This window comes from Streptomyces sp. CB01635 (assembly GCF_002803065.1).
GTDB lineage: Bacteria > Actinomycetota > Actinomycetes > Streptomycetales > Streptomycetaceae > Streptomyces.
In genome coordinates this window covers 824,912-850,851 of the sequence record NZ_NNBL01000003.1, presented here as the reverse complement: position 1 = coordinate 850,851, position 25,940 = coordinate 824,912, and the positions used below count along the sequence as shown (strand labels likewise).

General features: G+C 71.1%; 24 protein-coding genes. 13 read left to right on the top strand and 11 right to left on the bottom strand.

The window, feature by feature from the left end:
• The first annotated feature begins 104 nt into the window (after window positions 1–104).
• The 3 genes from CG723_RS12010 to CG723_RS12000 all read left to right on the top strand — a co-directional run bounded on the left by CG723_RS12010 (window position 105) and on the right by CG723_RS12000 (window position 3,782).
• Window positions 105–668: a hypothetical protein gene (locus CG723_RS12010; protein ID WP_100593260.1), complete on the top strand. Its 564-nt coding sequence runs from the start codon at window positions 105–107 to the stop codon at window positions 666–668.
• Between the two features lie 41 nt (window positions 669–709).
• Window positions 710–1,348 (top strand): hypothetical protein, encoded by a 639-nt coding sequence (locus CG723_RS12005; protein WP_100593259.1) that lies wholly within the window; start codon window positions 710–712, stop codon window positions 1,346–1,348.
• A gap of 259 nt (window positions 1,349–1,607) precedes the next feature.
• The gene (locus CG723_RS12000) at window positions 1,608–3,782 is read left to right on the top strand and encodes an FUSC family protein (protein ID WP_234374309.1); all 2,175 of its coding nucleotides are present in this window, start codon (window positions 1,608–1,610) and stop codon (window positions 3,780–3,782) included.
• A gap of 179 nt (window positions 3,783–3,961) precedes the next feature.
• Here the strand turns inward: CG723_RS12000 and CG723_RS11995 are convergent, their stop codons facing one another.
• Window positions 3,962–4,459: a peptidylprolyl isomerase gene (locus CG723_RS11995; protein ID WP_100593257.1), complete on the bottom strand. Its 498-nt coding sequence runs from the start codon at window positions 4,457–4,459 to the stop codon at window positions 3,962–3,964.
• A gap of 247 nt (window positions 4,460–4,706) precedes the next feature.
• Between CG723_RS11995 and CG723_RS11990 the strand changes: the two genes are divergently transcribed.
• From CG723_RS11990 to CG723_RS11975, 4 genes are all read left to right on the top strand, one after another.
• Window positions 4,707–6,131: a S1 family peptidase gene (locus CG723_RS11990; RefSeq protein ID WP_100593256.1), complete on the top strand. Its 1,425-nt coding sequence runs from the start codon at window positions 4,707–4,709 to the stop codon at window positions 6,129–6,131.
• A gap of 137 nt (window positions 6,132–6,268) precedes the next feature.
• The gene (locus tag CG723_RS11985; protein ID WP_100593255.1) at window positions 6,269–6,733 is read left to right on the top strand and encodes a MarR family winged helix-turn-helix transcriptional regulator; all 465 of its coding nucleotides are present in this window, start codon (window positions 6,269–6,271) and stop codon (window positions 6,731–6,733) included.
• A gap of 46 nt (window positions 6,734–6,779) precedes the next feature.
• Window positions 6,780–7,364 carry a hydrolase gene (locus tag CG723_RS11980; protein WP_100593254.1) on the top strand — a complete coding sequence of 195 codons (585 nt, stop codon included), beginning with the start codon at window positions 6,780–6,782 and terminating at the stop codon, window positions 7,362–7,364.
• Window positions 7,365–7,466: 102 nt separating this feature from the next.
• Window positions 7,467–8,144 (top strand): AIM24 family protein, encoded by a 678-nt coding sequence (locus tag CG723_RS11975; RefSeq protein WP_100593253.1) that lies wholly within the window; start codon window positions 7,467–7,469, stop codon window positions 8,142–8,144.
• Between the two features lie 54 nt (window positions 8,145–8,198).
• Here CG723_RS11975 and CG723_RS11970 read toward each other — a convergent pair whose 3' ends face one another.
• Window positions 8,199–8,726 carry a GNAT family N-acetyltransferase gene (locus tag CG723_RS11970; protein WP_199841726.1) on the bottom strand — a complete coding sequence of 176 codons (528 nt, stop codon included), beginning with the start codon at window positions 8,724–8,726 and terminating at the stop codon, window positions 8,199–8,201.
• A gap of 73 nt (window positions 8,727–8,799) precedes the next feature.
• The gene (locus CG723_RS46170) at window positions 8,800–10,935 is read right to left on the bottom strand and encodes an NEW3 domain-containing protein (protein ID WP_159032435.1); all 2,136 of its coding nucleotides are present in this window, start codon (window positions 10,933–10,935) and stop codon (window positions 8,800–8,802) included.
• Between the two features lie 416 nt (window positions 10,936–11,351).
• Between CG723_RS46170 and CG723_RS11960 the strand changes: the two genes are divergently transcribed.
• Both CG723_RS11960 and CG723_RS11955 read left to right on the top strand, forming a co-directional pair.
• Entirely contained in the window at window positions 11,352–12,830 is a 1,479-nt protein-coding gene (locus CG723_RS11960; protein ID WP_100593252.1) for an FG-GAP-like repeat-containing protein, read from the top strand.
• Window positions 12,831–13,071: 241 nt separating this feature from the next.
• Window positions 13,072–14,118: a tetratricopeptide repeat protein gene (locus tag CG723_RS11955; RefSeq protein WP_100593251.1), complete on the top strand. Its 1,047-nt coding sequence runs from the start codon at window positions 13,072–13,074 to the stop codon at window positions 14,116–14,118.
• A 9-nt stretch (window positions 14,119–14,127) separates the two neighbouring features.
• Here the strand turns inward: CG723_RS11955 and CG723_RS11950 are convergent, their stop codons facing one another.
• The 5 genes from CG723_RS11950 to CG723_RS11935 form a co-directional block, all read right to left on the bottom strand.
• Entirely contained in the window at window positions 14,128–14,514 is a 387-nt protein-coding gene (locus CG723_RS11950) for a PPOX class F420-dependent oxidoreductase (protein WP_100593250.1), read from the bottom strand.
• Between the two features lie 306 nt (window positions 14,515–14,820).
• On the bottom strand, window positions 14,821–14,997 hold the full coding sequence (locus tag CG723_RS46165) for a hypothetical protein (protein WP_159032434.1): 177 nt from the start codon (window positions 14,995–14,997) through the stop codon (window positions 14,821–14,823).
• A gap of 42 nt (window positions 14,998–15,039) precedes the next feature.
• Window positions 15,040–16,020, bottom strand: a complete 981-nt coding sequence (locus CG723_RS11945) for a hypothetical protein (RefSeq protein WP_100593249.1) — start codon at window positions 16,018–16,020, stop codon at window positions 15,040–15,042.
• Window positions 16,021–16,166: 146 nt separating this feature from the next.
• Complete coding sequence (gene ligA, locus CG723_RS11940) at window positions 16,167–18,260, bottom strand: NAD-dependent DNA ligase LigA (RefSeq protein ID WP_100593248.1); 2,094 nt, start codon at window positions 18,258–18,260, stop codon at window positions 16,167–16,169.
• A gap of 72 nt (window positions 18,261–18,332) precedes the next feature.
• Window positions 18,333–18,812, bottom strand: a complete 480-nt coding sequence (locus CG723_RS11935; protein ID WP_100593247.1) for a DUF4188 domain-containing protein — start codon at window positions 18,810–18,812, stop codon at window positions 18,333–18,335.
• A gap of 106 nt (window positions 18,813–18,918) precedes the next feature.
• Here CG723_RS11935 and CG723_RS11930 point away from each other — a divergent pair, with 106 nt between their 5' ends.
• Complete coding sequence (locus tag CG723_RS11930) at window positions 18,919–19,560, top strand: MerR family transcriptional regulator (protein WP_100593246.1); 642 nt, start codon at window positions 18,919–18,921, stop codon at window positions 19,558–19,560.
• Between the two features lie 59 nt (window positions 19,561–19,619).
• Here the strand turns inward: CG723_RS11930 and CG723_RS11925 are convergent, their stop codons facing one another.
• Entirely contained in the window at window positions 19,620–20,219 is a 600-nt protein-coding gene (locus CG723_RS11925) for a TetR/AcrR family transcriptional regulator (protein WP_100593245.1), read from the bottom strand.
• A 138-nt stretch (window positions 20,220–20,357) separates the two neighbouring features.
• Between CG723_RS11925 and CG723_RS11920 the strand changes: the two genes are divergently transcribed.
• Together CG723_RS11920 and CG723_RS11915 are read left to right on the top strand one after the other, a co-directional pair.
• Window positions 20,358–21,860, top strand: a complete 1,503-nt coding sequence (locus CG723_RS11920) for an APC family permease (protein ID WP_100593244.1) — start codon at window positions 20,358–20,360, stop codon at window positions 21,858–21,860.
• Between the two features lie 3 nt (window positions 21,861–21,863).
• Window positions 21,864–22,727 (top strand): carbon-nitrogen hydrolase family protein, encoded by an 864-nt coding sequence (locus CG723_RS11915; RefSeq protein WP_100593243.1) that lies wholly within the window; start codon window positions 21,864–21,866, stop codon window positions 22,725–22,727.
• Window positions 22,728–22,798: 71 nt separating this feature from the next.
• Here CG723_RS11915 and CG723_RS11910 read toward each other — a convergent pair whose 3' ends face one another.
• Both CG723_RS11910 and CG723_RS11905 read right to left on the bottom strand, forming a co-directional pair.
• On the bottom strand, window positions 22,799–23,572 hold the full coding sequence (locus CG723_RS11910) for a sulfite exporter TauE/SafE family protein (protein WP_100593242.1): 774 nt from the start codon (window positions 23,570–23,572) through the stop codon (window positions 22,799–22,801).
• 64 nt (window positions 23,573–23,636) lie between these two features.
• A complete protein-coding gene (locus tag CG723_RS11905; protein WP_100593241.1) occupies window positions 23,637–24,395 on the bottom strand; it encodes a GntR family transcriptional regulator in 759 nt (252 codons plus the stop codon).
• 271 nt (window positions 24,396–24,666) lie between these two features.
• On the opposite strand from CG723_RS11905, the gene CG723_RS11900 reads away from it, so the two are divergent.
• Window positions 24,667–25,926: a hypothetical protein gene (locus CG723_RS11900; protein ID WP_159032433.1), complete on the top strand. Its 1,260-nt coding sequence runs from the start codon at window positions 24,667–24,669 to the stop codon at window positions 25,924–25,926.
• Window positions 25,927–25,940 lie beyond the last annotated feature (14 nt).

Here is a 25,940-nt window from a genome sequence, read left to right as displayed (position 1 = left end):
ACCGGGAGTTCGCGCGGCAGTGCGTGACGCCCCGTTCCCCTCGTCGTCCGTGAGTGTCACCATGCTGAGCCCGGGCATGTCCCGCGGCCTGACGGGAGGCTCATATGGCTCAGGTGTACTTGCGGCGGCTGTCTCGGTGGCAGGCGGAGCAGCAGCGAGACTCCGTCGCTGACGTGTATGTCTCGGCGTACCACGGGGCCGCGGGGGCCGAGTACCGCGACCGGCAGGGGTTCCTGACCCGCTTCGAGAAACACGGCCGGCGTCCCGACTTCGACATGGTGGTGGCCGACTCGGGCGGCCTCGTCGGCTGTGTGTACGGGTTCCGGGCCGACCGCACCGGTGACTGGTGGGCGGGCTTCCGGGGTGACCTGCCGACCGAGTTCGAGGAACTCACCGCGTCCGGCCGGGCCTTCGTCCTCGCCGAACTGATGGTGCTGCCCGCCCATCGACGCCACGGCGTCGCGACGGACCTGCAGGTACGGCTCCTCACGCGCCACGACACCGATCTGATCGTCGCCGCGGTGGACCTGCCGGACCCCACAGGCCCCGAGGCGCCGGGCTCCACGCTGCTGCGCTCCTGGGGCTGGCTGCATCTCGGCACATCGGACCCCGGCGGCGCACCCGGAGCGCGCGACAGGCAGCTGTGGGTGCGCAGGCCCCTGAGGTAGGCGCCCGGCCCTCCCCCACGCGCCGTCTATAGCCTCTCCCCATGGGTCTGGACATCACCGTTCTCGTCGTCGACTGGGACCACCTCGGGCGGATGCCTGCCGCTGAGCGCCTCGCGATGCTTGAGGACGCCGCGTACCCGGACGACGACTGCGACGAGGGTGGCGGTGCGCACGCGCGGGTCGAGCACGGGTGGGTGAGGTGGCCCGAGATGCCGTGGTGCGCCCTGTACGAGTTCTTCGAGACGCTCGGTTCGTTCAAGCCGCACTTCTGGGCCGGCCAGGCGTGGGAGGACGTCCGTGACTTCGCCGAACCCGGCCTGCGGGCCGCGCTCGACGCGTTCCTGGCAGGGCTGTTCTGGATGGGCCTCGACGATGACACCGACACGGGCACGGGTACGGAGGACGAGCCGGCCGTCGGGCTCTTCCCCGCCGAACCGGACCCCTGGCACCCTCGGCTGCTCGTCGTCCGTACGCCGGAACAGGTTCCGCACCTGGCGCGCGCGTGGGCCGTTGCCGCACCCCTTCTCGAAGGGCTCCGCGAGCCGTACGCGATACACGCGGAGCGTCCGGGGCGCTGGATCGCGAACTTCGAGGAGTTCGTCATGCTGCTCCGCGACTGGGGCGAGGTCGTGAGCGAGGCGTCCCGGAGCGGCCGTGGCCTGATCGGACTCCCGATCTGACGACGACATATGACGATGTGTGATGACAGCCAGGGACATCGAAGGACGGCTGCAGAGCGCTGCTGTCGAGGTTCCCGTACCTCCTCCCACCTCGTACGACCGGCCTCGGACCGCTGTTGACGCGCATGGGATGCTGAGGCGTCCGCGGATCATGGCTGGATCAGGAGGGTGCGGCAGAGTGAGGGCAGTGACACGGGTGACGAGGATCGGGGGCACGTGGGACCGGTTCGTGGCATCCGATCCGGGGCTGCTGCGGCTGATGGCGGGACTGCGGACGGTCGGCGCGATCGCGCTCACCCTGGCCGTTCTCGCGGCGTTCCACACCGATGTGACGCACATGGTCGCCGGCGCCATGGCCGCGATGGTGGCCACGTTCGCGATCAGGGAGAAGGACGTACGCGGCCAGGCCGTCACCCTCGCCCTCGGCCTGCCCGTGGCGCTTGCGGCGGTGTCGCTGGCCGCGCTGCTGCACAACCAGGTCGTCGCGGGTGACCTCTTCTTCATCGCCCTGATCTTCGGCGCCGTCTACAGCCGCCGCTTCGGGGACCGCGGCACCGCGCTGGGCCTGATCGGCTTTCAGATCTACTTCGTCTCCCTGTTCGTGAGCGCGACGGTGTCGTCGCTGCCACGGCTGTACGCGACGCTGGCCGTCGCCTTCGCGTGCAGCGCGGTCGTGCGCTTCGCCGTCGTACCGGAGACACCGGAGCGTGTGCTCGGCCGGCTGCGTGACGCGTTCAGGGCCCGGCTCGCGCAACTGGTGGACACGCAGGCGGAACTGCTCGACGCCGAGCCGGACCAGCTGGAGAGGGTCCTCGACGACCTGCGGCGGGGCACCGCACGGCTGCACGAGACGGCGCTGATGATCCAGGGCCGCCTGGAGGAAGGCACCCGGGACTCGGCCACGGCCGCCCTCGTGCAACGCAGGGTCGCCGACGCCGAGATCGCGGCCGAACGGCTCGGCGTCCTGCTGCTCAACGCCCGCAGCGCCGAGCGTGCCGACACCCTCACCCTGCATCTGCCGCACGCGCCCGTGCCGGAGCCGTCGAAGCGCCTGCACGCCGACGACGACGTGACGGCGACCCTGCGCCGCGACCTCAACGCTCTGCACCTGCTCGTCGCCCGCCCGGTGACGGGCAACCGCGGGACGGCAGTCGCGCACGTACGCAACCGGCTGCTCGCCTACCGCGACGAGGACAATCTGCCGCGCGGCTCCGCCGCCGTGCAGGACGTCTTCCGCGGGATCGGTGAGGCGGCGCGCGCCGTCATGGGCCTGCGGGTCGCCCTCGACGGGCCGCAGGACGAGTCCGACGACTCCCCGGCGACGACGCGCTCCCGCGAGGAACTCGACGCCGAGGACCTCGCGATCACCAGCTCCGAGCAGGACGAGGGCGACAAGGACGACCGCACCGGGCTCCGGCGGCCCACCACGCGGGCCGCGTTCCAGGTCGCGGTGGGCTCGTCCCTGGCCATCGTCGGTGGCGAGTTCCTCTCCAGTCAGCGCTGGTACTGGGCGGTCCTGACGTGCTGGGTGGTCTTCCTCAACACCGCGTCCACGGGCGAGATCCTGGTCAAGGGCTACCGCCGGCTTCTCGGCACGGTGTTCGGCGTGGTCGCCGGTGTCGCGCTCGCGGGCGTGGTCGGCAACCACACTTGGACGGCGTTCGCCCTCGTCCTGGTCTTCATCTTCGCGATGTTCTTCACGGCGCCGCTGTCGTACGCCCTGATGTCGTTCTTCGTCACCGCGATGCTGGGCCTGCTCTACACACTCCTCAACACGTACAGCCTGGACGTGCTCGTCCTGCGGATCGAGGAGACGGCGCTCGGCGCCGCGTGCGGCATCGTCGCCGCGGTGCTCGTGCTGCCGGTGCACACGGACCGCCGTACCGACGAACTCCTCAGTACGGTCCTGGTCAGGCTCGGTGACGTCGTGTCGGCGGCCGTGGAGCAGCTCAGCGGCGGGCCCGCGGTCGATCTCCTCGACAAGGCGCGGGACCTGGACACGGCCCTGGACGATCTGCGCGCCTCCACGAAGCCGCTGACGCACCCGATCACGCCGCTGCGGGTGCGCAGGCAGACGGCCCGCTATCTGGTGGCACTCCTGGAGACCTGCGCCTATCACGCCCGTTCTCTGGCGGCGACGGCCGAGCTCGTGCCGTACAGCAAGACCATCGCGGCGGATCCGCGGCTCGAGCGGGCCGGGGTGCGTATCGCGCACAACATCGACGTGATCGACGCGCATGTGCGGGACGAGAAGACCGGCGGGGAGGTCGAGGCGGGCGCGAGCATCGCCTCGATGCTGGAGGCGGACGGGACGGGAGCGCTGCGCTCGGGCACGGTCACCTTCCGCGTGCTGCGGCATCTCCAGCGCCTCGACGAGGGGGTCGTGGGTCTCGCCCGGCCGCTCGATGTGCCGGTCGCGAGGCACCGGCGCTGAGGCGCTGAAGGCTGAGCCGCTGAGCGGTGAGGCGCTCAGGGTTGAGGCGCTGAAGGGTGAGGCGTTTCTGGAAGGCGGGAATGGAGCGGGCCGGGGCGGCCTGATCGGCTGCCCCGGCCCGTCGCTGTGTCCGTCCGCCGGCTTTCGAGTGGCCGGCGGTCAGGCGTCGTTCCTCAGGCTCAGAGAACGCCGGACTCGGAGATGGTGACCTTCGCCGAGGGCGCGCCGCTGCGGGAGCCGAGGCCCTCGATCTTCTTGACGAGCTCCATGCTGGACTCGTCGGCGACCTCACCGAACACGACGTGCTTGCCGTCGAGCCAGTCGGTCACGATCGTGGTGATGAAGAACTGCGAGCCGTTCGTGTTCGGGCCCGCGTTGGCCATGGAGAGCAGGCCCGGCTTGGTGTGCTTGAGCTGGAAGTTCTCATCGGCGAACTTCTCGCCGTAGATGCTCTTGCCGCCCGTGCCGTTGCCGGCGGTGAAGTCGCCGCCCTGGAGCATGAACTGCGGGATGATGCGGTGGAACGACGACCCCGCGTAGCCGTAGCCCTTCTCGCCCGTGGCCAGGGCGCGGAAGTTCTCCACCGTCTTCGGGACGACGTCGTCGAAGAGGTTGAAGCTGATGCGCCCGGCGGGCTTGTCGTCGATGGTGATGTCGAAATATGCCTTGATTGCCATGACGACATCCTTGCACTCCCCATGACCCGTGCGCTCCTCGGGCCGGGCTTTCGCAGGTCGCTCGGGCCGCGCGTCCACTCGTTCGGCCCGCCCCCGCATCGGCGACCGGGTCGCTCCCCGCTGAACGAGCCGCCCCGCCCGTACGTACGTGAAGCGAGGGACGGACCGGTCGGCGCTCTCAACGCCCGTTCCCCCCAAGGTCGTTGACCTGTTGTCCGTACGCCGTTTCGCACGTTGGGGAGTCTGGATGAGGCACGCGCGACGCACCGCCCGGCGGATCACACGCCTTGCTGCCGTCGGCGGCCTGCTCTGCGGAAGCCTGCTGGTCACGCACGCGATAGCGAGCGAACCCGGCACCTCCGGTCCGCCCGTCCCGGTGGGCGAACGGCTGGTGACGCAGCTCGGCACCGCCCGTACGGCGGGCAGCTGGCTCGGCGCGGACGGGCGGACGGTGATCGCGGTGACCGACGCGGGCGCCGCGGCGGACGTGCGGCGGGCCGGGGCGCGGGCCGAGGTCGTGCGCCACAGCATGCGCGACCTGCGCTCGGCCGCCGCGACGCTGCGGGCGGCGCCCCGCGTGGCCGGTACGGCGTGGGCGATGGACTACGGCTCGAACGAGGTCGTGGTGAGGGCCGACTCCACCGTCTCCGCAGCCGACTGGTCGCGGCTGGCCGACGTCGCCAAAGCCATCGGCGCGTCCGTCCGCATGGAGCGGACCCGTGGCACGTTCACCACCCGCGTCGACGGCGCCTCGCCGATCTTCGCGAGCGGCGGGCGCTGCTCGGCGGGCTTCGACGTGACCGACGGCAGTGACGCGTTCCTGCTGACCGCGGGGCACTGCGGCCCGGTCGGCACGACATGGTTCGCACGACCCGGCGACGCCACGGCACTGGGCACCACCGTGAGCGGCACGTTCCCCGGGAACGACTTCTCCCTCGTGCGTTACGACGATGGGGTGCCTCACGCAGAAAGTGACGTCGTCGCCATCGGCGGAGGCCGTGGCGTACGCATCACCGGGGCGACCGATCCCGTGGTGGGCCAGCGGGTCTTCCGCAGCGGCAGCACCACGGGGTTGCACTCCGGCCGGGTGACGGCGTTGAACGCGACGGTGAACTACCCGGAGGGCACGGTCACAGGACTCATCCAGACCACGGTGTGCGCCGAACCCGGCGACAGCGGCGGCCCCCTGTTCGCCGACGGGCTCGCCCTGGGCCTGACGTCGGGCGGCAATGGAAACTGCGATGCCGGGGGCACGACGTTCTTCCAGCCCGTCGGAGCGGCGATGACGGCCCTCGACGTACGCCTGGCCGGCGCGTCCGGGGACGACGGGTCGGAGGCCGGTTCCGGGCAGGCGCGGCCGGGCGGCGACGGCTCAGCCCCGTCCACGCCTCCCGCAGGCTCCGAGGCGGGCGCTCGGGGTGGGGGCGGGACGGGTACGGGTACGGGTCCCGGTACGAACATGGGCGGGGCCGCCGAGACCGGGGACGGCACCGTCTCCGGCACGGGAACCAGCACTGACACCGGCCCGGTCGCCGCGATCTCCAGGGTCGTGAACACCCGCAGCGTCGGCCCGGGCCTGCTGGTCATCGGCGGCAGCCTGATCGCCCTGGTGGCGGTGCGCTCCATGCGCTCGTCACGTCTGTCACGTCGGGGGCGCGGGGCCTGGTCCTAGGTGATTCGACTGTGCGGCTGTGCGTGGCAGTCCTTCAGAGCGGCGGCCTCAGCGCAGGAGACGTAGCGTCGCCCCCCACCCCGCCAGGCCTTCAGCTCAGACTGGACAGTCTGGGCTGAAGGTTTTAGCGTGGACGCATGAACAACGCCGAGGGCATCGACCACGCCGAGGTCATCTCAGAATCCGCGGACCGTGCCGCGCGGGAACTCCGCGTGATGTTCAGCCGCCTTCGGCGCCGGCTCCGCGAGGTCTCCGACAGCCAGGACCTCACCCCGTCCCAGGTCTCCGCACTCAACCGGCTCAGCAAGGCGGAGGCCGCCACGGCCAGCGGTCTCGCCGCCGCCGAGGGCGTTCGGCCGCAGTCGATGGCCGCCACGCTCGCCGCGCTCGACCAGCGCGGGCTGATCGAGCGCAGGCCCGACCCCGAGGACGGCCGCCGCCAGCTGGTCACCCTCACCGACGCCGGCCGCGAGAGCGCGGAGGGCACCCGCCAGGCCCGCGGGGAATGGCTGGCCCGCACCTTCCAGGACGGCTACTCGGAAGAGGAACGCCGGACCATCGTCACCGCACTGACCCTCCTGGAGCGGCTCACAGAAGCCTGACCGGAGCCCCCCAAAAATCGATCGATCCACCCCGAAAGGCCGGCCCATGGCTCTCACCACCCTCGACGAGCGCACCGCTCTCGTTGTCGTCGATCTTCAGAACGGCATTGTCGGCACACCCACGACTCCGTACAGCGGCCCCGAAGTCGTCGCCCGCTCGGTCGAGTTGGCCGATGCCTTCCGCGCACACGGCCTGCCGGTCGTCCTCGTGCGCGTCAGCGCCGCCCCCGACGGAGCGGACGCCGTGCCGGGGCGCAACGAGACTCAGGGCCGCACCGGCGCCCGGCCCGAGGGCTGGGACGTCATCGTGGACGAACTGTCCGGCCACCCCGAGGACATCACGGTCACCAAGCGCAACTGGGGCGCCTTCTTCGGCACGGACCTGGACCTCCAGCTACGCCGCCGCGGCATCACGCAGGTCGTGCTGACCGGCGTCGCCACCAGCATCGGCGTCGAGTCCACGGCCCGCGCCGCCCACGAGCACGGCTACCACGTCACCCTGGCCACCGACGCGATGACGGACCTGGATGTCGAGGCGCACCGCAACAGCATCGAGCGGATCTTCCCACGCCTCGGCGAGACCGGCACGTCCGAGGAGATCACCGAACTCCTGGCGAAGACCCGCGCCTGACAAGCGAGTTGTGCCCCGACCGCCGCCCCGCCACTGGTCGGATTCCGGCCGGTACACCGCCCGACCTTGGCGGAACGGACCCGTCCGGGACAAGATGCCCGCATGAAGGGTGATCTCTTTTCCAGCGAGCACGTCGTACAGCCCGCCTCCGCACCGGGAATGACCGCACAGAACTCCAAGTCGATCCGCTACTCCGTCGACGGCGACATGATGGCCCGCCAGGGAGCGATGATCGCCTACCGCGGGAACCTGCAGTTCGAACGCAAGGGCCAGGGCATGGGCGGCATGCTCAAGCGCGCGGTCACGGGCGAGGGCCTGCCCCTGATGACGGTGCGCGGACAGGGCGAGGCCTGGTTCGCGCACGAGGCGCAGAACTGTTTCATCGTCGACGTCGAAGCGGGCGAGGCCCTGACGGTCAACGGGCGCAACGTCCTGTGCTTCGACTCCACGCTGTCGTACGAGATCAAGACCGTGAAGGGCGCGGGAATATCCGGCGGAGGGCTGTTCAACAGCGTCTTCACCGGGCAGGGCCGGCTGGGGCTCGTCTGCGAGGGCAACCCGCTGGTCATCCCGGTCTCGCAGCAGCAGCCGGTGTTCGTCGACACGGACGCGGTCGTGGGCTGGACCGCCCATCTGCACACCTCGCTGCACCGGTCGCAGTCCATCGGGTCGATGATCCGTGGCGGTTCGGGCGAGGCCGTCCAGCTGAAGCTGGAGGGTGAGGGGTACGTCATCGTGCGTCCCAGCGAGGCGACTCCGCAGAAGGCCCAGCAGCACTGACGCCGCACGGTCCCCGCGCACTCCGAGGTGGCTGCCCCGGGATCCGGTGAACCGTCACCCCAGGGTCAGCTGCCACCGGATCTCGCCGTCGTGCATCCGGTCCGTGGGCGCCAGTCCGCAGGCCTTGGCGACGGCCGCCGACGCGGCGTGGTCCGGGTGGATGTGCGCGACGACGGTGCGTACAGGCCGCTGCCCGAGCCAGTCGACCAGTCCGCGCGCCGCCTCCGTGGCGAGGCCGCGGCCCTGCCACGGCACGCCGACGACCCAGGCGATCTCGGCTTCGAGCCCGTCGTCGCCGGGGCCGACCGTGGCCTGGACCGTCCCGGCCAGACTCCCTTCCTCCCTGACCCGGACCACCCAGTTGCACCACGAGACGGCCGGATCCGGGGAGCCCGCGATCAGGCGCCCGTAGCGTTCACGCAGCTCCGGCGATGTCAGCGGTGCGCCGCCGATGAACGCATGCAGAGCTGGGTCGCCGAGCACCACGGCCATCTCGTCGGCGAACTCTGCCTGGAGCGGCAGGAGTTCGATCCTTCCGGTCGCGATGACCATCGCCGTCACTGGTTCGCGGAGTCTGTCCATCGCGTCACCGTACGTCCACGCCGGTGCGCCGGACACCGCGACCACGGCATCCGGCGCACCGGCCCACCCGGGTCTACTGAACCGTGATCGCGAACACGTGGATCGCGTCCGCGTCGGGCAGGGTGACCGTGCGGATCGTCTTGCCCGCGGTGAGCGGGACCGAGTTGCCGAACAGCTTGTAGCCGGTGCCGAAGTTGGCGGGGCCGGTCGGAGTGTTGCGGTGGTCGGACGTGGCGACTGTCGTCGCGCCGTACTCCGTGCCCGCCGTGCAGCACCAGTTGGGGAACCCCAGGCTGCCGGTGCTCGTGGTGCCGTCGGTGTAGGTCACCTTGACCTGGCCCGAGGCGAAGCCGGCCTCCGCGCCGAGGAACCAGAGCTTGGAGCCGCTCCCGGTGAGGGTGATCGACTGGCCGGCGAGTTCGACGTTGTTCGGGGTGCCCGGCTTGGCGGCCGGGAACGTCCAGGTCACGCCGTCCTTGCTGACCTTTGCCCCGGGGGTGACCCCTGCTGCGGCGAGGGCCTGCGCCGAGTAGCTGTCGCCGCCGCCGTCGAAGTTGCCGGTCGTGTAGTTGCCCTCGGCGGGCGGCGCCCCCTCGTTGGTCACGCCGACGTTGTTGAAGGCCGCGTCCAGGCTCGGGTAGGGCACTTCGGTGACGATCGAGGCGCGTCCCGCTACGGAACCCTCGCCGGCGCCACCCGCTCGATAGCGGGCCGTCGCGGTCAGGGTCGTGACGGTGGTGCCGGGCTCGGCGTCGGGGCCCTTCGCGGTGACGGTCGCGGTGGCCGAGCCGCCCGGCCTGACCTTGCCGAGGGACACCTTCGACGCGCTGAGGCGCCAGCCTTCCGGGGCGCTGATACGCAGTTGCGCGCCGGTGAGTCCCGTCGGGCCGTGGTCCGCGAGCGCGACCTTCCAGGTGGAGGTGGCACCTTCGCCGCCGGTCCGCGTCCAGGTGATCGCGGTGGCGGGTTGCGCGCGGTGGGCGGCGCCGGCGTGGACGCGGTAGAGCACGGTCGCGTGGGCGGGCACGTTCGCGGCGATGGTCCCGGTGGTCTGGGTGGTCCGCTTCGACCAGAGGTCCTTGAGGAGGTACGAGGATCCGGCGGGCAGCCCGGCCTTGGCGGCCGTCGTCGTGATGGTCCGCGCCTCGTCGGACGAGTTGAACAGAGCCACGGCCCGGTCGCCGTTCGCGAGCGGCTTGGACAGGACGTCGTAGCCGTCGCCCTGCTGGACGATGCGACCTTGGAGGCCCTTGGCGTCCTGGTCGACGGCAATGACGTCCTTGTTGCCGAGCACGGCGAGTGCCTCGGGCGAGGCCTTCGTCAGGTCGGTGCTGGAGATGAGCGGGGCGGCCATCACGGACCACAGCGACATCTGGCTGCGGATCTCGTCGCCGGTGAGCCGGGACTGCCCGGCGAGCAGGAAGTCGGGGTCGTTCCACCGGCCCGGGCTCTGCAGGTCGGCCAGCGGCACGTTGTAGGCGTAGTTGTACTTGATGGAGGCCCACTTGCCCCGCGCGGACGACGACTCCATGGCGACGTCGGCGCCCTCCCGCCACAGGTTGCCGACCTCGGCGGACCAGGAGATGACGTGGTGCCAGTCCTTCTCGCCCTCGAAGTAGGCGGGCGCGGAGACGGAATAGACGATGGGCCGGCCGGTGTCGAGGAGCGCCTGGCTCATGTCGCCGTAGAGCTTGTGGTAGACGTCGTCCGCGCTCTGGCCCGTGGGAACGGGCACATTGCAGCCGTCCAGCTTCAGATAGTCGACCTTCCACTTGGCGAAGAGGTCGGCGTCCTGCTTCATGTGCCCGTACGAGCCGGGGTAGCCGCCGCAGGTGGCCGTGCCGGCGTCCTCGTAGATGCCGAACTTCAGTCCCATCGCATGCAGTTGCTCGCCGACGTAGGCCATGCCGTGCGGGAAGCGCGTGGGGTCGGGGACGAGGTTTCCGTCGGCGGCGCGGGTGTGCGTCATCCAGCAGTCGTCGGTGGTGACGGTGTCGTAGCCCTTGGCGGCCAGGCCGGAGGAGACGAGTGCGCGGGCATTGGCGAGAACGGTTTCCTCGCTGATGTCGCAGCCGTAGTAGGACCAGTTGTTCCAGCCCATGGGCGGGGTCGGGGTGAGGTTGGGGTACGGGGTGGTGGCCGCGGCGGCGGGTGCGGCGGACGGTCCCGCGAGGCCGCCGAGCGCGAGTGCCGTGGCGGTGGCGGCCACGGACAGGGCGCGAAGGGTGCGGGCCCGGCCGCGGCGCGAGGGGTGCGGAGAGGTGCGGCGCCGTGTGGATCTGTGCTCTCTGTGAGCTCTCCCGGACAAGGGATCTCCCGTCTACGAGCGTCTACGAGCGCGCCGGGGATGACGCGACGGGGACACCGTGCCGAGGGAAGCTCGTTCCTGCAAGATGTATGGCGATTTCTTGCACAAACAATCAACTGCTGGGGCGGTTTGGCGCCATGTGCACCAATACGCCCTCGCCGCCTGTCAGTTGACCCCCGGAACGTCGGTGAACCGCGGGCGAACTCCTGCACAACCCTTCCCCCTCATGCACTGTCAAACAGGGCGCCGGACAAGGAACGGGCCCTTTCCGGACAACCCCCGCGCTGCCCGGTCGTCCTTCTCATCAGGAGCCGCTCGTGCGCAAGAACCGTTCCGCCGCCCTGGCCGCGGCGTCATTCCTCCTTCTGTCCGGTGCGGCCATCGCCACCGCCCCCTCCGCCTACGCCGGCACCCCCGGAGGCACGCACGCAGGCGACCGCAACAGCGATTTCAACGGCGACGGTTACGAGGACGTCCTCGTCGGCGCGCCCGGCGCGACCGTCAGCGGGAAGAAGGGCGCCGGCCTCGTCACCGTGCAGTACGGGTCGTCGAGAGGCATCGGAACCACTCATGTCGCCCGCTTCAGCCAGTCCACCTCCGGTGTGGCCGGCGCCGCCGAGACCGGTGACGCGTTCGGGAAGGCGGTGGCCACGGGCGATCTGGACGGGGACGGCTACGACGACGCGGTCGTCGGCATCCCCGGCGAGGACATCGGCACGACCGCGGACGCGGGCGGAGTGGCCATCCTGTGGGGCTCCAAGGCCGGCCTCACGGGCGCCGCAAGCGACTGGCTGGAGACCCAGGAACCCACCGCCGGCGAGAAGTTCGGCACGGGCGTCACGGCGGCGCACTTCACGAACGACACGCCGGGCGACGTCATCGCCGTCCTCGACCGTGACGACCTGGAGCTCTTCGCCTACGACTCCGCACCCCAGCCTGCGTCGAAGGCGCCACTGGAGCGACGCTCCACGAGCCGCCTGTCCAAACTCGCCGACGCGCGCGACATCGTGCCCATGTCGCTGACGACGGGAGACTACGACAACAACGGCTTCGCGGACCTCGTCGTCTCGGGCGTGACGGCGGGCTCCGAGCCGGGACACGGCTGGTCGTCGTACCTGTCCGGGCACGCCGACGGCCTCACCTACGAGCGCGATCTGCGCGGCGGACCCGTGGCGGCCTCGGGCGACATCAACCGCGACGGATACGACGACCTGGTGACCGGCGAGCCCAACTCCCCCGACGACGGCGGTGCTTCGATGACCGGCGGGCTGGTGGGCGTGCGTCTCGGCGGGCCCGAGGGGCCGTCGTCCGACGTGCAGTGGTGGACGCAGGACTCCGCGGGCGTGCCCGGCACCGCCGAGCGCGGCGACGGCTGGGGCACGGACCTGTCCGTCGCGGACACGAACGGGGACGGGTACGCCGACGTGGCGATCGGCGCGGCCGGCGAGGACATCGGCACGGTCGCCGACGCGGGCGCCGTGTGGGTGCTGCGCGGGGCGGCGACGGGCCTGACCGCGACCGGAGCGCAGTCCTGGGACCAGAACTCGGCGAACGTGCCGGGCGCGCCCGAGAAGGGCGACAAGTGGGGCGGCCAGGTCCGCCTCACCGACCCGAACCGCGACGGTCGCTTCGGCCTGCTCGCCGCGGCGCCGGGCGAGAACACCAACGACGGTGTCGTCTGGGTGTTCTCGGCGGGCTCCGGCGGTGTCACGGCCTCCGGCTCTTGGACCTACGGCGCGGGCTCCCTCGGAGCACCGTCCGCCGACGCGATGTTCGGCGCGGCGATCGACGAGTAGGCGGCCGACGCGTAGGACCAGCAAGGAACATCCAAGCCAGGCCGCCCGCCTCCCCACCCCCTCGGAGACGGGCGGCCTTCCGTACTTCCCGTACGTCCATGTGATGACCGGCCGACGTCAGGTAGCACTCAAGTCGTACGGCACAACACATACGTGGACGGATCCGCCGAGGCCCTCGCCGCTCGTACGTTCTTGATCAGAACGCAGCGGCACGACGGGACCGGCGAAGGGACACGGCTACATGTACGGCAAGGCATTCGCCCCTGAGTATCAGGGCGAGTTGCGCACGGCCCTCGGGGTGAACTCCTCCTACGAGGATGTGCGCGCGGCGGCGGGCCGGTCCCTCGACACGGCGGCCGGCCCCCTGGAACGGGCACGCGCCGCACTGGCGCTCGCCGAGGCGAACCGGCGGCTCGGCCGCGTCCGCGAAGCGGGCGACGCGTGGCGGAGCAGCTATCGCAGCGCGCGCACCGCCGGGCACACGGGGGCGATGGCCTGGGCGCTGTGGAACGGCGGCACACTCGCCCGCCAGTGCGGCTCGTTGCGCCTGGCCCGGCGTCTGCTCGGGCACGCCGTCACCCTGGCCGCCCACAGCGACGACCGGCTCGCCCACGGCTACGCGCTCGCGGGCCTGGCTGAGACGGGACGCATCCAGGGCGACTACGCGGCGGTAGCCGCCCTCCACGAGGAGCTGCTGGAACAGGGCCGCGTCCACGGCGAACCCCGGCACATGGTCTGGGCGATGTCCGGCATCGCGCAGATACACCGCAACACCGGCGACCACGCCAAGGCCCTGGAACTGTTCGAGGAGTCGGTCCGGGTGGCCACCGAGGCGGACGACGCGCGGGGCCGCGCGTGGTCGCTGCGCGGCGTGGCCGATGTGCTGTCCGTCCGGGGCGAACCCGACCGGGCGTTGTCCCTGCTCTCGGAAGCCGAGGGCATCTGCCGCGCGATGGATCTGGCGAGCGCGCTCGCGTACAACCACAAGATGCGCGCCAACGTCCTTTACCGGGACGGGCGTTATGAGGCAGCCCGGGACGCCTACGCGTCGACGCTCGCCGAGTTCCGCCGTCTGCACGAGCCGCGCGGTGTCGCGCTGTGCCGGCTGGGGCTGGTCAAGTCGCGCTCCCGGCTGGGCCGCGACCGGCGTGACACACTCGCCGAACTCGACGTTCTCGAGGCCGACTTCACGCGGATCGGGTTGCGGCACGCGCGGGAGATGGTGGTCGCGTTCCGCGCGGAGACGGCTCCGGGTGCCCTGCGGCCCGGGCGCCGTGAAGCGGCCTGACCGCCTCGGTCACTCGTCGAGCGTGATGCGGATGCCCACGGTGCCGTCGAGGCCGCGGCGCAGGCGGCTGCCGAACAGCGTCACCTTGCCGAGCAGGCCGTACTTGCTCCCGATCAGGTTGCGATAGCGGGCCGTCACCTCGGGGGAGCAGATCTCCGCCGTGGCGGGCGACTGATCGCCGGTCGGGTTGCCGCGCGCGTCGCACGGCCCCACCAGGACGTCCGCGCGATTGCGGATCCGCTTGACCTTCCACGAGTCGGCAGGGGTCCAGGCGCCGAGCGCGGCCCCGTCCCTGACCACCCAGACGGGGGTGGCCACCGGGCTCCCGTTCTTCCGGAAGCTGGTGACCAGCAAGTACTTCCCGGCGCCGAGCCGCGCGAGCCGCGTGGTGTCCATGTCTCGAGTCTACGGCTCCCCTCCGGGCGGCTGTCGGAGCCCTGTCACATCCGCCACTCCGGGTGTGGACGTCGCAACAAATTGTGAAGAAGGTGAGAGCTTTCTCTGCATCCCGGTGATCCGCGCGTCCGAGCCCGGCCCGGCCCGCCACGATGATCACGCCGCGCGCCTCCTCGTGGCATCCAGATCGGGGTGCGCAGAGCCAGGAGACTCCAGAAGCGCCGACGCCTTCGGCGCTTCTGGAGTCGTGCGGGCCACGTGGCCGCGGGGGTCGGCGCAGACGTGCGGGCCGCACTGCCGCCGGGGTCAGCGCAGAGCCGTCGCCAAGAAGGTGGTGAGCGACAGGGTGAGCCCCACTATCGCCATCAGAAGCGTCCCGTACTCACGCCAGGCCCGAGGCCGGCGCTCCGCCTCGGCCGGATGCTCACCGGGGCGCGGGTCGGCGGCATCGGCGGGGCTCTGCTGTCCGTGCGACTGGGTCACATCGGGTCAACTCCCCGCCGGGCCAGGGCGATGCGCCCGAGATCAGCCACGCAGGACGACTCCGTGGCGGGTTCGCATCCTCCGCAGCTCCCACAGAGAGACGGCCGTGACTGACAGCGGGCCACCCAGCAGGGAGCAGAGCTGTGCCGCGACCGGGCCTTCCGGCATGCCCTCCACGATCAGGTTGAAGACCGCCACCGCCCACACCAGTACGGCGGTGAGCACGGCGGGCAGCATCGGATGCACGTGGGCGGTGTTGAAGGCGGTCTTGGCGGAGTAGAGGGAGGCGAAGAAGAGGAACGGCAGGCCCCAGACAATGACAGCCAGGACGACGAGCGCGCTCACGGCCGCCGCCCACTTGGGCAGCTTGTCCAGGTAGCCGCTGGTGGCCGCCACCACGATCACAGCGGCGAAGACGGCCACCGACAGTACGTACCAGGCCACCGTCTTGAGCGGTCCCTTGAGCCGGGAGCACAGTGCCGACCGCAGGTGGGGAGGGGCGTACAGGATGAAGCCCAGGACGACGAGCGGACCTGTGACGATCAGCAGGACCGGCGTGATGATCAGGTTGCCGAAGCCGTCGCTCGCCGCTCCGTTCCACGCTTGCTCGCCCTTGCCGTAGTAGAAGGCCAGGACGAGCGTGGCGACGAGGCCGAGCACCGAGCGGAACAGCTGGACGCGCAGCACCAGGGGGTCGTTGATCCGGACGCCGCCGTCCTGCACGAAGAGCCGGGTCGCCACGCGGTGTCCCGAGTGAATGATCGCGGAGATGATGTTGAGGAACGGCACGCGGCGCAGCGGGTTGCGGCGCCGGGGTGGCACGGGCGGCCGCGGCGGGCCGTACGGGTACGGCCCGACCTGGGGCGGGATGGGCTGCGGAGGTCCGTACGGCCCGGCCCCCGGCTGCGGGCCGTAGGGGCCTGTGGGTGGTGGGCCGTACGGGTTGCCCGGGCCCGGGCCCGCCGGCGCCTGCCCGCCGTTGTTCTGGGGGCCGTTTCCCGGTCCCCATCCCCCCGTTGCCATGTGTCCTCCGCGCCCTGCCGTCGACGGCCGTCGTTTCCTGTGGGGCGCATGGTGGGCCCCTCGTCGGCCGAGCATTTTAGGCCACCGATTCGGTCAGGACGGTCACCTCCGCAGCCTCTCCCCCACGATCCCCCGGCGACGTCTCGTCAGACAAGGAGGTCCGCGACGAGTTCGGCGAACTCGTCCGGCGTGGCCAGGCGGATGCCCAGGTCCTCGGCCTTGGCCCGCTTGGAACCCGCGCCCTCACCGGCGACCACGAGCGAGGTGCGCTTGGAGACGCTGGAGGAGGACTTGCCGCCGGCCCGCTCGATGAGTTCGTTCATCTGGTTGCGGCTGAGCTTCTCGAGGGGGCCGGTCATGGCTCCCGTGACGACGACGGTCATGCAGTCCAGCGGGCCCGCGTCCGCCGCCCGTTCGCCCGCTCCGTCCTTCTCGGTCTCTTCCTCCGGGGCGGGCGGGGTGGCGCCGGGTTCCGTCATGTTCACCCCCGCCGCCGCCAACCGGTCGATGAGCGGGGCGAGTTCGGCCAGCTCGGAGACGATCACCGGGGCCTTCTCGGCGCCGATGCCCTCGACCCGCTGCATCGCCTCGGCGTCCGCGGCGCGGATGTGGTCCATCGTGGCGAAGTGCCGGGCGATACGGCGGGACATGGACCGCCCGGTGCCCCGCACCCCGAGGGCGCACAGCACCCGGGACAGCGGCTGGGCCTTGGCGGCCTCGATCGCGGCGAGGAGGTTGTCCGTACTGGTCTCCCCCATCCGATCGAGCGCCAGGAGTCCGTCACGGGTGAGCGCGAACAGATCGGCGAGATCGGCGACCAGGCCCGCGTCGACGAGCTGGACGACGCGGGTGGCGCCGAGGCCCTCGATGTCGAGCTGGTCGCGGCCCGCCGCATAGGAGAGCGATGCCACCAGGTGGCAGTTCCGTCCCCGCTCGCAGCGCCAGCGCTGCTCGCTCGTGTCGATGCCGGAGCCGCACTGCGGGCATACGTCGGGGAAGGCGATCGACTGTTCGTCGCCCGTGCGCAGATGGGCGACGGGCGCTTCGATGCGGGGGATGATGTCGCCCGCCTTGTAGACCATCACGTGGTCGCCGAGCCGCAGGTCGCGACGGGTGATGTCGGCCGGGTTGTGCAGCGTGGCGTACGTGACCGTGCTGCCGTCGATGTCGACGGGTTCGAGGACGGCGCGCGGGGCGATGATGCCCGTACGGCCGACGTTCCACTCGACGTCGAGGAGGCGTGTGATCTTCTCGACCGCCGGCAGCTTGAAGGCGATGGCCCAGCGCGGGGCGCGCGTGCCCGTTCCGGCGGCCTCCTGGTCGGCCGCGAGGTCCGCCTTGACGACGATCCCGTCGATGCCGAACGGCAGCTCGGCGCGCAGGCCCGCGATGTGCTCGACCCGCGCGAGCACCTCCTCGACGGTGTCGACGGTGAGTCCCGAAACAGCCGTCGTGGCCGGTGTGTTGACGCCGAGCGCGGCCGTGCGGTCCATCAGTTCGCCGTGGGCCAGGGAGCGCAGCGCGTCCGCGTGCTCGGCCGACGTGTCCGGCAGGGGCAGCAGGCCGTACGCGAAGAACGTCATCGGCACCGTGTAGGCGCGCTCCTTGGCCCTGAGTGTGCCCGCCGCGGCGTTCCTCGGGTTGGCGAAGGGGGCGCCGCCGTGCTCCGTACGCACCTCGTTCGCGTGCTCGAACTGGCTGATCGTCATGAGGACTTCGCCCCGCACCTCGACCGTGTGGGGCTCGGTGAGGCGGTCGGGCAGGCCCTCGATGGTGCCGATCGCGTGCGAGACGTCCTCCCCGGCCGTCCCGTCGCCCCGGGTGATCAGCCGCGTGAGGCGGCCCTCGTGGTAACGCGCTGCGATGGCCAGGCCGTCCAGCTTGGGCTGGACGTTCCACCGGGTCACCTCGTGGCCGATCCGGCGGGCCACCGAAGCGGTCCAGGTGGTGAACTGCTCACCGTCGAAGACGTTGTCCAGGCTCAGCATCGGGACCGTGTGCGGCACGTCCCCCTCGACGGCGCCGCCCGCGACCTTCCCGGTCGGCGACTGCGGCAGCACCTCGTCGGGGTGGTCCGCCTCGTACGCGGCGACGGCCCGGACGAGCCGGTCGTACGCGTCGTCGTCGAGGGCGGACGTACCGCCCGTGTAGTAGGCGCCCGCCGCCAGGGACGCGTCCGTGACGGCCTGGGCATAGGCAGCGGCATCGGCCAGGACGAACTCACCAGAAGTCGTTGTCATGCTGCCATCGTGCCTGGTGGCACTGACAATCGACCGGAGGCGACGGCGACGCCCGGACTCAAGCGCTCCGCTTCACACCCTCAGCCGGTCCTGCGCCTGCACACCGTCTTCGAGGCCCGCGACGCCGAACGCCTTGGCGAGGCCCTGGGCCGGCATGTCTCCGTAGATCGTCTCGTAGGAGCCCTCGGGTACGACGTACGTCTCGTGCCAGATCCCCACGTGCGTCGCGCCCTTGCGGGCATACCGGTTGATCCGCGCCCACCACGGGTGATGGCGCTTGTCCGGGGCCGCGGCGTAGGCGAGCAGCTTCTCCTTCGACTCCCAGTACTGGACGACCATGTAGGTGCGCGGCGAGCCCGTGAGGAGGATGTGGTGCAGGAGGCCGAGAGAACGGTCGCGGTTCAGCTCCTTGATCATCATGGGCATCGCGATGAACACCGGCAGCCATCGGTGGACCGCCCAGAAGTGGTTGATGCGCATGCCGATGAGGAAGACCACCACATCCCCCTGTGCACCCGCGGTCATCCGTCCGGCATGTGTCTTCGTGCCCATGTCGCCCCCGATTCGGCCGTGTTGGAGAGTTCTGGAGATTTGGAGAGTGCCGCTACCCAGACACCCATGCTTGGATAGTGGCACTGCCCAAAGGAGGGTGCAAGAGATGCGACTCGCGGAACTCAGCGAGCTGAGCGGGGTCTCCATCCCCACCATCAAGTACTACCTGCGGGAGCAACTCCTGCCCGCTGGGCGGCGGATCACGGCCACACAGGCCGAGTACGACGACTCCCATCTGCGTCGGCTGCGTCTCGTACGGGCACTGATCCAGGTCGGCCGGGTGCCGGTGGCGACCGCTCGCGAGGTGCTCGCGGCGGTGGACGACGACTCGCTGGGCCGCACGGTCCGCCTGGGCGCGGCCCTGTGGGCGCTGCCGCAGCCGCCGGAGGCGCCCGGGGACGACCCTGCGACGGTCGAGGCGACCTCGGCCGTCGACCGGCTCCTCGAGGAACTCGGCTGGGACACCGCGCGCGAGATCGGCAGCCTCTCCCCCTCGTACCGCACCCTCGTCACGACGGTCGCCACGCTCAACCGCCTCGGCTACACCTGCGGAACGCCCGAACTCGCCCCGTACGCACGGCACATGGAGCGCGTCGCCGAGCACGACATCGACCGGCTCGACACCTTCTCCGAGGAGGTCGAGAAGGTCGAGATCGCGGTCGCGGCGGCGATTCTGTACGAGCCGGTCCTGCTCACGCTGCGCAGGCTGGCCCAGGAGGAGCAGTCGGCGCGCCGGTTCGGGCTGTGATGGCTACGCGGTCTGCGGGGCCACGAGGAGTGTGACCCTGCGCGCCGGCACACGCCGCCTCATACCGACGGGTCGAACCCCGTAGCCATCCGGGCGTAGCCGTGCAGCATGGCGATCACCTCGGTGCGTGTGCGGCGCCCCGCGAGCACCTCCATCTGAAAGCCGTCCTCCATCGCGACGAATCCGGCGGCCAGTTGACCCGCGGGCTCGACGAGCACGAAGTGCCCCTGCGCCTCGCCGAGGACCAACGTGGCGTAGTACACGGCAATTTGACGCTCGGTCAGCGTCGCGTCGAGAGTGGCCGCGCGGGGGTCACGCAAGCTGCGCGGCCAGTACTCGAAGAGCAGCCGGGGCAGCAGGTCGTCGGGCCCGTCGGCGACGCCGTGCTCGACGCAGGCCCGCAGCCTGTCCCGGGCGTCCGGGAACTTCTCGGCGCTCTCCTCGCGCTCACGGCTGAAGCGCTCGATCGCCCGCTGGAACGTCTCGTACATCAGCTCGTCGAGATCGTCATAGTAGTAGAGCACCGCAGCCGACGTGACCCCCGCCTCCTCGGCGACATCGCGCAGCCGCAGACCTTCCAGACCCCGGCTGTGCAGTGCGCGCAGCGTGGCCTGGTGCAGTTGCGCACGCCGCGCCTCCTGGTCCTTGCGCCGTCCCACGACCGCCTCCGTCCGACCCGGGTCCAACCCGATTCACTGATGACGCGGTAAAGATACCGAACCCGCTCTTGACAGGCTTCATGGCCCGTTCGTTAAATCTCCGTTTAACGAAACGTCGCCGACGACCAGAAGGCCGCCGTGAACCCTGATCCCCCTCAGACACTCGCCCCCACCACCACGTCCCCACCGCCCTCCAAGGGCCTGCGGAGCGGGTCCGTCGGACTGCTCGCCTCCGTGGCGCTCGGCCTCTCCTCGGTCGCACCCGCCTACAGCATCGCCGTGACCCTCGGCTTCGTGACCATGGCCGTCGGCCACCTCGCGCCCGCCGCGCTGCTCCTCGGATTCGTGCCGATCCTGCTGACGGCGTTCGCCTTCCGCGAGCTCAACAAGGAGATGCCGGACTGCGGGACCACCTTCGTGTGGACGACGCGCGCCTTCGGCCCGTCGTCCGGCTGGCTTCTGGGCGGCTGGGTCACCCAGTTCGCCACGGTCACGGCCATGGCCGCGCTCTCGCAGGTGGGCGCCGGTTACCTCCTCGGGCTCCTCGGCCTCGACTCACTGGCCTCCGACGAGACCGCGGTCGCTGTCACCGCGGCGCTCCTGATCGGGGCCATCACCGTCATCGCGTACCGCGGCCTCCAGCTCGCCGCGGTCGTCCAGTACGTCCTGCTCGGGCTTCAACTCGTCGCCCTCTTCGCCTTCGGCGCCGCCGCCCTCGCCCGGCACGGCACGCTCACGCCGTCGCTCGGCTGGTTCGACCCGTTCGGCTTCGACAGCTTCGGCGCGTTCGCCAAGGCGGTCCTGCTCTGCCTCTACATCTACTGGGGCTGGGACGCGCTGCTCACCGTCAACGAGGAGACCCGCGACAGCGAGCGCACCCCCGGCAAGGCCGCGCTCATCTCGACGCTCATCCTCCTGGTCACGTACCTGTTCACGGCGGTCGCCGCGATCAGCTTCGCCGGGACGGGCACTTCGGGCCTGGGGCTCGGCAACGCCGGCAACGCGGCCGACGTCCTGTCCGCCCTCGGACCGCCCGTCCTCGGCACAGCGCTCGCGAAGGGCGTCCAGCTCGCCGTGTGCGTGTCCGCGATCTCCGCGCTGCTCACCTGCGTCGTCGGCAGTTCGCGGGCCACGCTGTCGATGAGCGTCCACGGCGCGCTGCCCCGGGCATTCGCCCGCATCCACCCGCGCCATCGCACGCCGTCCTTCGGCACCGTCTTCATGGGCACGGCGGCCGCGGTTCTCCTCGCGGCCCTGACCTGGCTCTCGCCCGCCTTCCTCGGCGACGCGATCCTCTCCATCGGCCTGCTCATCGCGCTCTATTACGGCGTGACGGGCCTGGCCTGCGCCTGGCTGTTCCGCGGGCAGCTGCGCCGGTCCTGGCGGGACGCGCTCCTCAAGGGGGTGCTGCCGCTCGCAGGCGGGCTGATGATGCTCTCCGCGTTCGTCCGCAGTGCGGTCGACATGACCGACCCCTCGTACGGCTCCACCTCACTGTTCGGCGTCGGCGGCGTACTCCTGCTGGGCCTCGGCTCCGTCCTGCTCGGCCTGGTCGTGATGCTGGCGCTGCGCCACCGCTTCCGCCCCTTCTTCCGCGACGGCCGCACCGCCGTCACCCGACTGACTGTCACCGAGGACTGATCCATGCGCACGCTCAGCATCGCCGCCGTACAGACCGCCCCTGTCCCCTTCGATCCCGAGGCCACGTGGGCGCTGTTCGCCGACCGTGTCCGCGCGACCCGCGCGATGCTTCCGCACGTCCAGCTCGTCGTGGTTCCCGAGCTGATGCTGTCCGCGGAGGCGCCGCTGTTCGACGCCCGCGAGGACTGGATGGACAAGGCGGCCGTCACGGTCCCAGGACGGCTCACCGACCGGATCTGCGACCTCGCCCGCGAGACGGGACTGTGGCTGATACCCGGAAGCGTCTACGAGCGGGCCGCCGACGGCACCGTCTACAACACCGCCCTCGCGGTCTCCCCGCAGGGCGAGATCGCCGCCCGCTACCGCAAGGTCTTCCCCTGGCAGCCCTACGAAACGACGGCGCCCGGCAGCGAGTTCGTCGTCTTCGACATCCCGGACATCGGCAGGATCGGCCTCGCGATCTGTTACGACGGCTCGTTCCCGGAGACCGCGCGCCAGCTCGCCTGGCTGGGCGCCGAAGTGATCGTCCAGCCCACCCTCACCACCACGAGGGACCGCGACATGGAGATCGTCTGCGCCCGCGCCAATGCCTGGACGAACCAGGTGTACGTGGTGAACGTCAACGCCGCGGACCCCGCCGCCGTGGGCAGCAGCGTCATCGTCGACCCCGAGGGCACCGTCCGCCAGCAGGCGGGCCCCGGCCAGGAACTCCTCGCGGACGTCCTCGACCTGGACGCCGTCACCCGCGTCCGCGAGTTCGGCTCCTCGGGCCTCAACCGGCCCTGGGCCCAGCTGGAGAGGTACGGCTCCGCTGTGCAACTGCCGATGTACGGCGGCTCGTTCCAGCCGCGACCTCATCGGGGCTGAACTCCCCGTCCCGGGCCCACCCTTCGACCACGAGGAGGGCGGGCCCCGACCTCAGCACTGGAGGCCGAGGATCAGGAGTGGAACGCGAGATACGGAGCCAGCGCCAGGAGTGTTCCTACGAGGGCGTACTTGAGGCGGCGCGCCGGGACCGCGTGGGCGATCTTCCATCCCACGATCACGCCGGCCAGCTCCGGTACTCCGACCAGCGCGGCGAGCGCCCAGTCGACGGAACCGTGCAGCACGTACCCGACCGTGCCGATCGCCGCGATCACCACGGACTGCGCCTGCGCCGCGGCCAGTGCGGAGAGCACCGGGAGTCCGCAGACGACCAGGAGCGGCACGCTCAGCATCGGACCACCGAGGCCGAAGAGCCCGGCCACGACTGCAACTCCGAAGCCCACCAGGGCAATTCGTGTCACCGGCACGCTGACCGGCTCGCTCCCCGCGACCCGCGTACGGCGCTCGCGCACCCACACCAGGACACCCGTCACCGTGACGGCGCACGCGAGCAGCATCCCGAACCCCCGTCCCGAGACGAGGGTGTTGAGCACGACACCGAGAGGTGTGCCGACCAGTGCGGCCACGGCGAGGACCGTTGCCGTGCGCCGCGTGACCGCGTCCCGCAGCTGACCCGAGCGCGTGTACGCGGCGGTGCCGAGCGCGCCGGTCGCCACGTGGGTGGCGATGGCGGTGCCCGCGACGCCTGCCGGAGAGAGCCCCGTCAGCACGAACATCCCGATCGTGGGCAGCACACCCCCGGGGCCCACCGCGGTGATCCCGATGCCTCCCGCGAGCCCGAACAGGGCGAGGACCACCAGGGTGAGGACGTCGAGCTGCATGGGCATGGGGGTGACTCCGGAACACGGCGGTGGGTGCGGGCGACTTGGGCCAGGTGCGAGGCGACTTCGGTCAGGAACGGGGCAGTACGGGTCCCCGGTGGACCAGGGCGAACCGGTCGGCGCGCACGCGCAGGGTCTCCGCGTCGACGGGGCGGCCGTCGGCAAGACACGTAAGGCGGTCGATCGCGAACAGGGCGGCGCCCGCGGGGATTTCGAGGAGCCGCGCGGTGTCCGGTTCGGCGGTGACGGCATGCACGGTGACCTCCGCGCTGCCGAGCCGGTGCCCCGTCGTCTCCTCGATGAGGTCGAAGACATCCCGGTGGGCCAGATCACCGTCGAGGAGGGGCCGGCCGATGTCGGGGGCGAGCCAGGTCGAGTCGACGGAGAGGGGGCGGCCGTCCAGGCTGCGCACCCGTTCGAGGTACACGGCCTCGGATCCGTCGGGGAGCCGGAGCCGTTCGGTGACCGCGTTCGGCGCGTGCGGCACGATCCTGGCCGCGCGCACCTCGTTGGTCACGGTGCCGTAGTCGACGAGCGTCTCCGCGAGGCCGGTGAGGCGTTCGAGGCCGTGCCCGTATTTCGCCGTCACGATGCGGGTCCCGATGCCACGCCTACGGACGATCAGCCCCTCGTCGCACAGCAGCGCGAGGGCCTCCCTGACGACGTTACGGGTGGCGCCGAGCGCGTGGCCGAGCTCGCGTTCGTCGGGCAGCATCCCGTGTTCGTAGACGCCTGAGGTGATCTGCTGCCGAAGCGTGTCGGCGACCCGCCGCGCCCGCTCGGCCCGGGGCGGGGTGCCGCCGGGATGCGGGGGATATGCGTCACGCATGGGGCGTTCCAACACCGTTCGTCACCTGCTTTCCGGACCCGAAGCTACCCCACCGCCCCCACCTGCCGTGTTACGCCGAAGTTACGCCACCCATGCTGACCTGCGAAAACCACTGAGCTGCGGTTTCGCGGTCGGATTTCCGGGTTTCGCCGGGCAGCGCACGTACATACCCGGCGTCGGATGGGGGATGCGCGCGTCCTTCAAGGAGGCCCTGCCCTCGGTGCACTCCCCCGCCGATGCCCCGACACCTACCGGTCGCTACTCTGCCCGGATGCGCGATGGGGGAGGCGACGGCAGCGCCGTGAGCGAGAAGGACGGCAAGGGCAATGACGAGCACGACGACGCGACACGGGAGAACGGCGCCGGCGCCACCGCGCTGCGGCGCCTGACCGGCCCGTTGCGGGCTCACCGGCTGTTGTCCTCGGCCGTGGCGGTCGCCGTCGTCGCAGCGGTCGCCGTCCCGCTGGTCCTCGCCGGATCCGGTGCTGACGCCGCACCCTGTACCGCGGTGTCCGACGCGACCCGTACCCTCGCAGGCGATCCCGCCGCTGCCACGAAGGCGCTGGACCCCGGTGACAGCATGGCCCGTATAGGCGGTGCGAGGAAGCTGCTCGCGCACGACGGGTTCTGCGGGGACGGAGCCCGCGTCCTCGGGCGGGTCATCGACGCGGGCACCCGCGCGTCCGGGCCCAGAAGGCCGCACACCATGGCGCAGGCCCGCAGCGCCTACGCGGTGGCCTCAGTCCTCTACGACCGCGAGATCCCGGCGGGCCTTGCCCCCTCGGTGGCGCGGATGATCGCCGAGTACGAGGTGGACGCCCTCCGCGACGACGACTTCGGGGGTTTCCGGGCGGACGAGGCGCCCGGACCCGCCGTTCCACCGGCCGAAGCCACCCTCGACGACCATGGCTGGGTGTGGCTGGGCCGCTTCCTCTCGCCCGGCGAGGCGCACGCCACCTTCGAGTACGGGGACAGGTACGCGGACGCGACCGCCGACATCCCCGATCTGGTCGCCGAACTCGCCAAGAACCCCGAGGCGTTCGCCATCCTCTACGACGCGCACCGCGCCCAGCTCGCGCACTATCTGGAGCGGCTGACCCGCCAGGGCGGCGACCCCTCGTACCGTCCCGACGACAAGTACGGGACCCCCACGACCTGGACCGACAACGACCTCCAGGACCTGGCCGACCACATCGGCACCCTCATGGCCCTGCGGTCCGGCTACGCGAAAGACGGAACGATCAAGGACGTCGCGGCGTTCGACGCGTCGGTACGCGAGCACGGCCGCGGCACCTTCCGGCCCGCGTCGCACCAGCTCACGACCCGCCCACCGATGGGCGACATCGCCGACCGGCCCACGTCGGGACCCCTGCGCGGCGACGTGATGGACGGCCGGCGCCAGATGTTCACGGTGCTCGACAGGTGGGCGAAAGAGCGCGGCGTACCTACCGAACGAGCCGCGGCCATGCGGCAGTTGATGGACGACTTCTACGTACGGGCCCTGTGGATGGTCTCCGTCGAGCGTTTCTGAGCCGGAGCGCCGCG

Coding starts and splice junctions, on each gene's coding strand:
- CG723_RS11985 (WP_100593255.1), top strand. CDS start 6,269: ATGAACAACGCCGAGGGCATCGACCACGCCGAGGTCATCTCAGAATCC.
- CG723_RS11915 (WP_100593243.1), top strand. CDS start 21,864: ATGCGCACGCTCAGCATCGCCGCCGTACAGACCGCCCCTGTCCCCTTC.
- CG723_RS11995 (WP_100593257.1), bottom strand. CDS start 4,459: ATGGCAATCAAGGCATATTTCGACATCACCATCGACGACAAGCCCGCC.
- CG723_RS12005 (WP_100593259.1), top strand. CDS start 710: ATGGGTCTGGACATCACCGTTCTCGTCGTCGACTGGGACCACCTCGGG.
- CG723_RS11945 (WP_100593249.1), bottom strand. CDS start 16,020: ATGGCAACGGGGGGATGGGGACCGGGAAACGGCCCCCAGAACAACGGC.
- CG723_RS11930 (WP_100593246.1), top strand. CDS start 18,919: ATGCGACTCGCGGAACTCAGCGAGCTGAGCGGGGTCTCCATCCCCACC.
- CG723_RS11955 (WP_100593251.1), top strand. CDS start 13,072: ATGTACGGCAAGGCATTCGCCCCTGAGTATCAGGGCGAGTTGCGCACG.
- CG723_RS11990 (WP_100593256.1), top strand. CDS start 4,707: ATGAGGCACGCGCGACGCACCGCCCGGCGGATCACACGCCTTGCTGCC.
- CG723_RS11900 (WP_159032433.1), top strand. CDS start 24,667: ATGCGCGATGGGGGAGGCGACGGCAGCGCCGTGAGCGAGAAGGACGGC.
- CG723_RS11975 (WP_100593253.1), top strand. CDS start 7,467: ATGAAGGGTGATCTCTTTTCCAGCGAGCACGTCGTACAGCCCGCCTCC.
- CG723_RS11980 (WP_100593254.1), top strand. CDS start 6,780: ATGGCTCTCACCACCCTCGACGAGCGCACCGCTCTCGTTGTCGTCGAT.
- CG723_RS12010 (WP_100593260.1), top strand. CDS start 105: ATGGCTCAGGTGTACTTGCGGCGGCTGTCTCGGTGGCAGGCGGAGCAG.
- CG723_RS11905 (WP_100593241.1), bottom strand. CDS start 24,395: ATGCGTGACGCATATCCCCCGCATCCCGGCGGCACCCCGCCCCGGGCC.
- CG723_RS11970 (WP_199841726.1), bottom strand. CDS start 8,726: ATGGACAGACTCCGCGAACCAGTGACGGCGATGGTCATCGCGACCGGA.
- CG723_RS11950 (WP_100593250.1), bottom strand. CDS start 14,514: ATGGACACCACGCGGCTCGCGCGGCTCGGCGCCGGGAAGTACTTGCTG.
- CG723_RS12000 (WP_234374309.1), top strand. CDS start 1,608: ATGGCGGGACTGCGGACGGTCGGCGCGATCGCGCTCACCCTGGCCGTT.
- CG723_RS11935 (WP_100593247.1), bottom strand. CDS start 18,812: ATGGGCACGAAGACACATGCCGGACGGATGACCGCGGGTGCACAGGGG.
- CG723_RS11910 (WP_100593242.1), bottom strand. CDS start 23,572: ATGCCCATGCAGCTCGACGTCCTCACCCTGGTGGTCCTCGCCCTGTTC.
- ligA (WP_100593248.1), bottom strand. CDS start 18,260: ATGACAACGACTTCTGGTGAGTTCGTCCTGGCCGATGCCGCTGCCTAT.